The sequence below is a fragment of the Deltaproteobacteria bacterium genome (genome assembly GCA_018668695.1).
Lineage (GTDB): Bacteria > Myxococcota > XYA12-FULL-58-9 > XYA12-FULL-58-9 > JABJBS01 > JABJBS01.
In genome coordinates, this window is the sequence record JABJBS010000023.1 from 1 (window position 1) to 8,851 (window position 8,851).

Sequence of the window (8,851 nt, forward strand, 5' to 3'; positions counted from 1 at the left end):
GCGCTTACTTGAATACCAGAAATACAAAGAAGCAGCCGAGAGTCTTGGCAATCGCCCACGACTCAATCGGGATGTCTTTGAACGACGACCCGAAGTGATTGCTTATAACTCTAAGGATGCACCCCTTAAAGAGATGAATGTTTACGCATTGGTGCAGACATTTGACCACATCGTACGCAGGAAAAAGATTAAGCGTAAACACCATGTCGTTCTCGATAATATCTCAATCAGGCAAAGGATTGAGGAGCTCCTGGATATTTTAGCGTCCCAGAAAAACCTCGAATTCGATTCACTCCTAGAAGACGTAAACACGAGGATTGAGCTCATTGTGAGCTTTCTCGCCGTCCTGGAAATGGCCAAAATGAAGCTGATGCGAGTTTACCAGAGCGACGAGGGTGACCTGTTTTTGCAGCCGAGATTCGATGATCCGAAGGAAGTAACCAGGCGTTTAAGTGGGCTCGACGAGTCACAATATGCATAAAGGGTAAGTCATGGAGCAGGAAGAAATGGTCGCGGCGCTTGAGGCATTGATTTTTGCCTGCGGTGAGCCCGTGACATTTAGAGAGCTAAAGAAGGTTCTTTCACGTCACCTTAAAGAATTACCGGATGAGGAGCGCGAAGAGTCACTGGGTCGTTTACGCGGGAGCTTAAAGCTGCTCCGCAAGCGATGGCCGGAAGATGGTTCCGAGGCTCGTGGCTTCGCATTGGTCGAAGTTGCCGAAGGCTTTACGTTTCGTTCGGTTTCAAAGTACGCCGACCTGATCCGAGCTCTTCGCGAGCAGCGACCCGTACGTTTGTCTAAGCCAGCTTTGGAAACCTTATCAATCGTTGCCTATCGCCAACCGGTTACAAAGTCGGAGATTGATTTTGTTCGTGGTGTCGATTGCGGCGGTACGCTTAGAATTCTGCTCGAGCGGGGGCTATTGAAGATTGTTGGTAAAAAGGAAGAACCAGGTCGACCTTTGCTTTATGGTACGACCCGAGATTTCCTTAGCTTTTTCAATCTTTCAACATTGAAAGAGCTTCCTTCGTTGCGCGAGTACCAGGAGTTGAACGAGGAGTCTGTTGAAAAGGTAAGCCTTTTTGATGCAGAACTGACTGCCGTGGTTGCAGCAGCCAAAGAGAAGTTAGAAGGCGTGGGCGAAGAGGGCGTGGGGCTTTTGGTCGAGGCTATGGACAACCTGGCATCGACTGAAACTCAGACCCGCGATGCCTTGGCTCAAGAGGGTATCGTGCTAGATGGCGATGAGGCTTGAAAAATAAGCGCTTTTCTAATTGACCGTCTCTGTCTGGGTTGTTAGTGCGGCCGCAACATCATTCCCCGGATAGAGCACAATGGCCAAAGAACGAATCCAGAAAATCATTGCGAAGGCAGGCATTGCTTCACGTCGCAAAGCTGAAACTTTCATTACCGACGGCCGTGTTCGGGTAAACGGCAAGCTTGTGACCGAGCTGGGCACCAAAGCTGACCTCAAGCACGACAACATTACAGTTGAAGGTTACGGGCGCCTAAACCCTGAGCCCCTCGTCTATATTTTGCTGCATAAGCCAATCCACGTGATTAGTACCGCCCATGACCCAGAAGGTCGGGCTACGGTGCTTGAGGTTATAGAAAAGACCCGGGCTATGGGTAAGCGAAGTTATGAAGGCGAATTGCCACGAATTTACCCGGTTGGACGACTTGATTTCGATGCTGAGGGCCTGATCTTACTAACGAATGACGGTGATTTTGCGAACCAAATGACCCATCCTCGTTATCACGTTCCACGCACCTACGCGGTTCGAATCGGCGGAACCCCTGACGACCGCGCTCTTGAGCGTATGCGGCGGGGCGTACGGCTTCAAAACCCCGATGGTTCATTCACTCGTCCAACTGCACCTGCTGAAGTTCAGATAACAAAGCGCGGCTCCTCCAATGCCTGGCTTGAAATGACCATTTTTGAAGGTCGAAATCACCAAATTAAGCGGATGTGTCTGGCCATCGGTCAAACCGTTAACCGGTTGATTCGAACCGACTTTGGCGGTGTTGAAATCGGTGAAATGCAGCCGGGCGCGTGGCGATTTTTAACGCCAGATGAAGTTCACGGTCTGAAAAATTGGAAAAAAGGCGTTTCGAAGTAACCAAGGCGTCGCGGCTTCTGGGGATCAAATTCCGGATCTCACCGAAAACAGTCAAGAAAATCCCTCCACTAGCTTGATTTCTTGCTTTAAATTCGTACTATCCGCCACCTCTCAAGGCACTAACATCCGGAGCCAATCGCTCCAGGACAGATTAGCCCCGCGAGAAATCTCTTGGAAGGAGGTGATGAGAAGTGACTAAAGTTGTTGTTAAAGACGGTGAGCCTTTAGAAAAGGCCCTTAAGCGCTTTAAGAAAAAAGTTGAAGCAGCTGGTATTCTTAAAGACGTCCGAAAGCGTGAGCACTACATCAAGCCTTCTGTACGTCGGAAAGAAAAGCAGCTCGCAGCTGAGAAACGTCGACGTCGCAGTGCAGCTCGTGCACGACGATAATTACGTTTTATCTATACGAAATTTATACCTTTAGCCTGCGTTGCGGCGGGACAATACCACGCAACTGCAGCATAGCTGGCTTAGGTCAGCATTTTGTTTGTTGGAGATTCTAATGGAAATCGAAACTCAAGGCGCACCGGTCGAAGAAAACTTCGCCCAGCTTTTTGAAGAAAGCTTGCAGTCGCAAAGTGAAGTTCGCGAAGGCGAAGTTGTTAGCGGCACCGTCATTGAAATTAAGAAAGATACCGTACTTGTAGACATCGGCTACAAGAGTGAGGCAACTGTGCCTCTCTCTGAGTTCCGCCTTGTAGAAGGCGTTCGCTCAGTAGTTGTCGGTGACAAACTGGACGTATTCGTGGAAAGCCGCGAAGACGATTCAGGACTCGTTATCGTGTCTAAGGAAAAGGCGGACAAGCTTCGCGTATGGGATGACATCTCAGCAGCAGCTGAGCGTGATGAACTCGTTAAGGGTACAATCATCGCACGCGTTAAGGGCGGTCTTTCTGTTGATATTGGCGTTAAGGCGTTCTTGCCAGGTAGCCAAGTTGACTTACGACCTGTTCGTAACCTCGACAAGCTTCTCGGCGAAGAGTTCGAGTTCAAAATCATCAAGTTCAACAAGCGTCGCGGAAACATCGTACTTTCCCGTCGTGCTCTTCTTGAGCAAGAGCGTGAAGCACTTAAGAGCACAACTCTTGAGCGCATCGCTGAAGGTGAAGTACTCCCAGGTATCGTTAAGAACCTTACTGAGTACGGTGCATTCGTTGACCTCGGTGGTATCGATGGACTTCTCCACATCACAGACATGAGCTGGGGACGTATCAGTCACCCATCTGAAATGTTTAACATTGGTGATGAAATCAACGTTAAGGTTCTTAAGTTTGATGCTGAGTCTGAGCGTGTTTCTCTCGGGTTTAAGCAGATCACTGAAGATCCATGGGCAAATGCTGCGGACAAGTACCCAGTAAGCCAGCGTGTTGAAGGTAAGATTGTAAGCTTGACTGATTACGGTGCATTCATCGAAATCGAGCCAGGTGTTGAAGGCCTTGTACATGTTTCTGAAATGAGCTGGACGAAGCGAGTTAAGCATCCGTCACAGGTTGTTAAAGTTGGTGACGATGTGGCAGCACTCGTTCTCGACATCGACCTCTCACAGAAGCGTATCTCTCTAGGTATGAAGCAGGCTGAGCCTAACCCATGGACGCTTATCATTGAGCGTTACCCAGTAGGTGCGGTTCTTAATGGTGTTGTTCGCAACATCACTGATTTCGGTATCTTCGTAGGCGTTGAAGACGGCATCGATGGCCTCGTACATATTTCTGATATGTCTTGGACACACCGTGTGAAGCACCCAAGCGATCTCTTCAAGAAGGGCGACGAAGTTGAAGCAGTTGTTCTTAACATCGATGTAGATAACGAGCGCTTTAGCCTCGGTATCAAGCAGCTTACTGATGACCCATGGGAAACTCTCCCACGTCGTTTCCCACGTGGAACGAAGGTTACTGGTGCAGTTAAGAAGATCACTGATTACGGTGCATTCGTTGAAATTGAGCCAGGAATTGATGGCCTGTGTCACGTATCTGAACTTTCAGATGACCGTGAGACTAAGGTTGAAGATATGGTTAAAGAAGGCGATTCACTTGAAGTGATGGTTCTTGATGTTGACCCAGGTGAGCGTCGTATTGCTCTGTCTATTAAGGCAGCGCGTGATGGCACTGGCGACTACCGAGCATACATGCACGACCACACGGCGTCGTCGGGCGGCGGTATGGGCGGAACAGCGTTTGATGCATTGAAGAACTTCAACGTTGTTGAAGAAGACGGCACTGAACCAAAGGAATAATCCGGGATTTATTCATGGGCCGTCTTTAGGCGGCCCTTGAAGAGGAGTTGTCATATGACCAAGAGTGAGCTCATTCAGGCAATAGCCTCAAGTCTCCAGCACCTCCCGGCCCGTGATGTTGAAGTGGTCGTGAATACGATGTTTGACTCGATGACCAATGCTCTTCAGGGCGGTGATCGAATTGAAATCCGGGGATTTGGTAGCTTTTCAGTACGTAACCGTCGTTCGCGACAGGGACGTAACCCGAAAACGGGTGAAACTATTTCTGTACCAGCTAAGCGGGTACCGTTTTTTACAGTGGGCCACGAGCTCAAAAAGCGGATCAATGCTTCTGCTGGATTCGAGTGTGACGACACCCCTGAGGTAGAGTTACAATCAGCTGCAGAATAGGTTAATTTGAAATACAATTAAAAGGCATGTCTCCTTCGGGAAACATGCCTTTTTTTTTGTCGTAATCCCCATCATATAGACCATTGGCGTCAGAGGGATCTGTTAAAAATCTACCATGGTACAGACTACTCTACAGCAAGCCGAAGGCCGAAAATTGACTCCGATGTTACGTCAGTACATCGACGCCAAAAAGCAGGTGCCGGAAGACTCTATTCTGCTTTTTAGAATGGGCGACTTTTTTGAACTCTTCTTTGAAGATGCGAGAGTTGCAGCCAGAGAGCTTGATATTGTCCTTACCGCCCGAGACAAGGGCGCTGATGCGATACCGATGGCTGGCGTGCCACATCATTCAATCACATCCTACATCGCGCGCTTGGTCGAGCGAGGCTACACCGTTGCAATCTGTGACCAAGTAGAGGACCCAAAGCAGGCCAAGGGACTTGTCCGCCGCGAGATTACTCAGCTGGTCACACCGGGTACCATTTGCGACCTTGAATCACTGGACCCCACAAGCCGCGCTTACTTGGCATGTGTGGAGCCAGCTTCTGCCAGTGGAATGTGGACTTTAGGTTTCTTGGATATGTTGGCTGGCGAAGTCGTCGTGACAGAATGCGCCAAGGGTTCGTTGCTTGACGAACTGCACCGCATGAACACCCGTGAGGTGATAGCACGGGAGAGTACCGCCGGTGAAATTGAGAGTGACCTTCGAGTAGCTCGCTTGCCGCTTCGTAAGTTGGACGGTGCGGGGCCTGATCCCAAAGCGGTACGGCGAACATTTTCACACCGGTTTGGCTCACTGTCGATAGACGGAGTTCCGGGTGAAGCACCTTTGCCGTTTCTTCTAGTCGTTGAAAATCTCGTTCACTTCACCGAAGGCACCCAGCGGCGTAGCCTGCGCCATTTGGCGTGTCCAAGAGCGTACCGAATTGCCGATTACCTTACGCTCGATGAGACCACTCGAAATAATCTCGAATTGGTTCGAACCCAGCGCGAAGGAAAGAAGGAAGGATCGCTCCTCTGGCATATTAACCGCTGCCAAACCTCTCTTGGAACTCGAACGCTCTCACATTGGATGCACTTTCCTTTGCGAGCATCTGACGCCATCAACGAAAGACTTGATAACGTCTCTGCTTTAAAGGCAGACCGCAACGCGCGCCAGAATTCACAGCAAGCTCTACTGGCCGTTCGTGACATCGAGCGGTTGGTAGGCCGTATTGCTGTGGGCCGAGCCAACCCGAAGGATCTCGGTGCTTTGCGAGATTCGCTGATGGCTGCGCCAGGAATCAAGGCTGTTTTGAGTCAGAGTGATTCTCCGTTGGCTCTTAAGTGGCAGCAAGCCGATCTCGTAAGCGAAGTGCGGGCATTGTTGGAGCGCGCACTAGTCGAGGCGCCTCCTACAGCGATTACCGACGGCGGTATTTTCAAATTGGGGTACGAAGAACAGCTGGACCAGTACATCGTCGACTCTACTCAGGGCCATGAGTTTCTAAGTGAGCTTGAGGCGCGCGAGCGTGAGAATACAGGAATCCCGAAGCTGAAAGTTCGATACAATAAGGTGTTCGGATATTTTCTTGAGGTAAGTCGTGCGAACGCAGACAAGGTTCCTGAACACTACCTTCGGAAGCAAACTTTGGTAAATGCCGAGCGCTTCATTACCGAGGAACTGAAAACATTCGAGACTCGCGTGCTGGGTGCCGACGAGAAAAGAAAGACTGAAGAGCTACGGCTCTATAATGATCTCTTGGAGGTTCTGGCGGGAGATATTCATAGGCTTCGCCAGTTGGCTCGATTGGTCGGGCAGACCGATGCTACGTTGGCGCTTGCCGAGGTTGCCGATGAATGCCGCTGGACAAGGCCCGAGTTTACCGAGGATAAGTGTCTGCGGCTATCTGAGTCGAGGCATCCAGTCGTCGAGCGATTGATGCCGGGCGGAGAGCGTTTCATTCCCAACAATATTGAGTTGAGTGGTGATGACCGGCGTCTCATGATTGTTACAGGTCCCAACATGGGCGGTAAATCGACGGTAATGCGTCAGGCTGCCATCTCAGTTATTTTAGCTCAGATGGGAAGTTTCGTGCCGGCACGCTCAGCAACCATGAGCTTAAGCGACCGAATCTTTACGAGAGTAGGGGCATCTGATGACCTGGGGCGAGGCCACAGTACATTTATGGTTGAAATGCTCAAGACCGCAACCATTCTTAAAGAGGCCACCGACCGAAGTTTGGTGATCTTGGATGAGGTTGGCCGAGGCACCAGCACTTACGATGGCGTTTCGATTGCTTGGGCGGTTGCCGAGTCACTTTATGAGTCGGTTCAATGCCTGGCCATGTTTGCGACCCATTACCATGAATTAACCGACTTGGAGGTGGGAAGGCCGGGTATCGTTAACGCCTGTGTTGCAGTCCGTCAGAACGCCGGTAAGATTTTATTTCTTCGGGAGCTTCGTGACGGTGCTGCCAATCGAAGTTATGGGATTCAGGTTGCTGGGCTTGCGGGTTTGCCGGAAGGGGTTATCGAACGTGCCGGCGATATTCTGAGTTCCTTGGAGAAAGCTGCCCAAGGCGAGGTGAACACGACGAAGCGCGGAGAGCGCCCTCAGCTTTCATTATTTCCGGCACAAAGTGCTGCGTCGAAGGATGCTGTTAAGCCAGTTGCTAAAAGCACGGCCAGCAAGGCGGAACAACTCAAGGCGCGGACCTTGAACGAATTGGTTGAACTTGACCTAAACGCGATGACGCCAGTGCAAGCACTGGTGACGCTCGATAGGTTGCAAAAGAAATTGAAGAAAAAATAAGAGGCTCAGTATGTTTTGTCCCACATGTAGAGGTGAATTTAGACCAGGTCTTGAGTGGTGTGCCGGTTGCGATAAGGCGCTAGTCGACGAGCAGCCAGATCATGATCCATTTCAATCCAAGGATACGATGGCGGCTTTGCTCGAAGGTAAGGAACTTGAAATATTGGTGACCGCCAATCAGGAACTTCTGCTGCAGCTTCAGCGTAAGCTTGCAGCCAACAGAATCGCCACTGTAATTTCGGCTGAGTCAGAAGAGCAGCGGGCTATGGGCCGCTTTACGCTACTTTGCTCCACCACGGATATAGAGCAAGCTCGTGCGTTTTTTGGAAACGAATGGGAGCAGTCTGTAGCGGCAGAAGGGCTTGAAGAGGTGGTGCTTGATTCAGAGAATTGTCCAGCCTGTAATTCACCCGTTCCAGCTGCTGAAGAAGAGTGTCCTGAATGTGGTCTCTTTGTTGGACGGCTTGAAGAATAAAATGCAGGCATCACGTCGTCATCCAGTCATGAATCGATTCTTGTTTGCTGGGTTGATATTGGCACTGCTATTTTGCGCGGGTGCGGCACGTGCTGCTGAGGCAAGTTCAGCGAAGCAGTACGACAAGGTTCGCGCTATCTATTTCGCGTTTAAGGCGGACCCCAAAAAGAAGCAATTCCGCCACGACTGGATCCAAGTTATCGCCCGCTTCCAGACATTCCTGAAAGCGAACAAAGAGTCGAAGCAAGCTTGTCGGGCGGCGTATACCGAGGCTGAGCTGTGGCGCGGGCTTTATGATGTGTCCCGGGTTAACGCAGATATCCGTCATGCGTTCAGTGCCTATGAGGTGGCGGAGGAAGCTTGCAGAGGTACCACTCTGGCCGACGATGCGCTTTGGCAGCAGGTCGTCATTACCGCGAAACGAAAGACGAGGTACCCGGAGGCCACGGAACTCGCTGAAAGATTGGTTCAGGATTTTCCCGTGTCGGATATGGCATCACGAGCGAGGCAGTGGTTACGTGAGCATGGTGTCGCTAGGCCGGAAGGAGATGCCAAAAAGGCACAGAAGGCACCCAGGGTTAAGGGACGACTTCTGGGACGTAATGATGCCGAGGATAAAGTTAAGAGCGAGATAGTCCGTGTGAAAAGCTGGAGTAACGATGACTACGTTCGGGTTGCGATTTATCTGGATAAGCCGTCTGAATTTCGAGTGGGTTCCATTGCTGGTGAAAAGGCTGGCAATGCGGGCGGACGAATATTCGTGGATATCCCAAAAAGCACAACGGCGGTTAAGACAATCAACTTGGATACCCCGGTGGTCCAAGGCGTTCGACTGGCGA

Annotated in this window: 9 protein-coding genes; all 9 read left to right on the top strand. The window is 50.6% G+C overall.

Annotated elements, in window-relative coordinates; genetic code table 11:
• Positions 1-481: segregation/condensation protein A (locus HOK28_01025; protein MBT6431641.1), on the top strand; the 481-nt coding region annotated here is incomplete at its 5' end.
• Between the two features lie 10 nt (positions 482-491).
• Positions 492-1,256: an SMC-Scp complex subunit ScpB gene (scpB, locus tag HOK28_01030; GenBank protein MBT6431642.1), complete on the top strand. Its 765-nt coding sequence runs from the start codon at positions 492-494 to the stop codon at positions 1,254-1,256.
• A gap of 79 nt (positions 1,257-1,335) precedes the next feature.
• On the top strand, positions 1,336-2,121 hold the full coding sequence (locus tag HOK28_01035; GenBank protein ID MBT6431643.1) for an rRNA pseudouridine synthase: 786 nt from the start codon (positions 1,336-1,338) through the stop codon (positions 2,119-2,121).
• 191 nt (positions 2,122-2,312) lie between these two features.
• Positions 2,313-2,510: a 30S ribosomal protein S21 gene (locus HOK28_01040; protein ID MBT6431644.1), complete on the top strand. Its 198-nt coding sequence runs from the start codon at positions 2,313-2,315 to the stop codon at positions 2,508-2,510.
• A 112-nt stretch (positions 2,511-2,622) separates the two neighbouring features.
• Positions 2,623-4,353 carry a 30S ribosomal protein S1 gene (locus HOK28_01045; GenBank protein MBT6431645.1) on the top strand — a complete coding sequence of 577 codons (1,731 nt, stop codon included), beginning with the start codon at positions 2,623-2,625 and terminating at the stop codon, positions 4,351-4,353.
• A gap of 54 nt (positions 4,354-4,407) precedes the next feature.
• A complete protein-coding gene (locus tag HOK28_01050; protein ID MBT6431646.1) occupies positions 4,408-4,743 on the top strand; it encodes an integration host factor subunit beta in 336 nt (111 codons plus the stop codon).
• A 115-nt stretch (positions 4,744-4,858) separates the two neighbouring features.
• A complete protein-coding gene (gene mutS / locus HOK28_01055; GenBank protein ID MBT6431647.1) occupies positions 4,859-7,537 on the top strand; it encodes a DNA mismatch repair protein MutS in 2,679 nt (892 codons plus the stop codon).
• 10 nt (positions 7,538-7,547) lie between these two features.
• Complete coding sequence (locus tag HOK28_01060; GenBank protein ID MBT6431648.1) at positions 7,548-8,012, top strand: hypothetical protein; 465 nt, start codon at positions 7,548-7,550, stop codon at positions 8,010-8,012.
• Between the two features lies 1 nt (position 8,013).
• On the top strand, positions 8,014-8,851 hold an 838-nt coding region (locus HOK28_01065; GenBank protein MBT6431649.1), incomplete at its 3' end, for a hypothetical protein.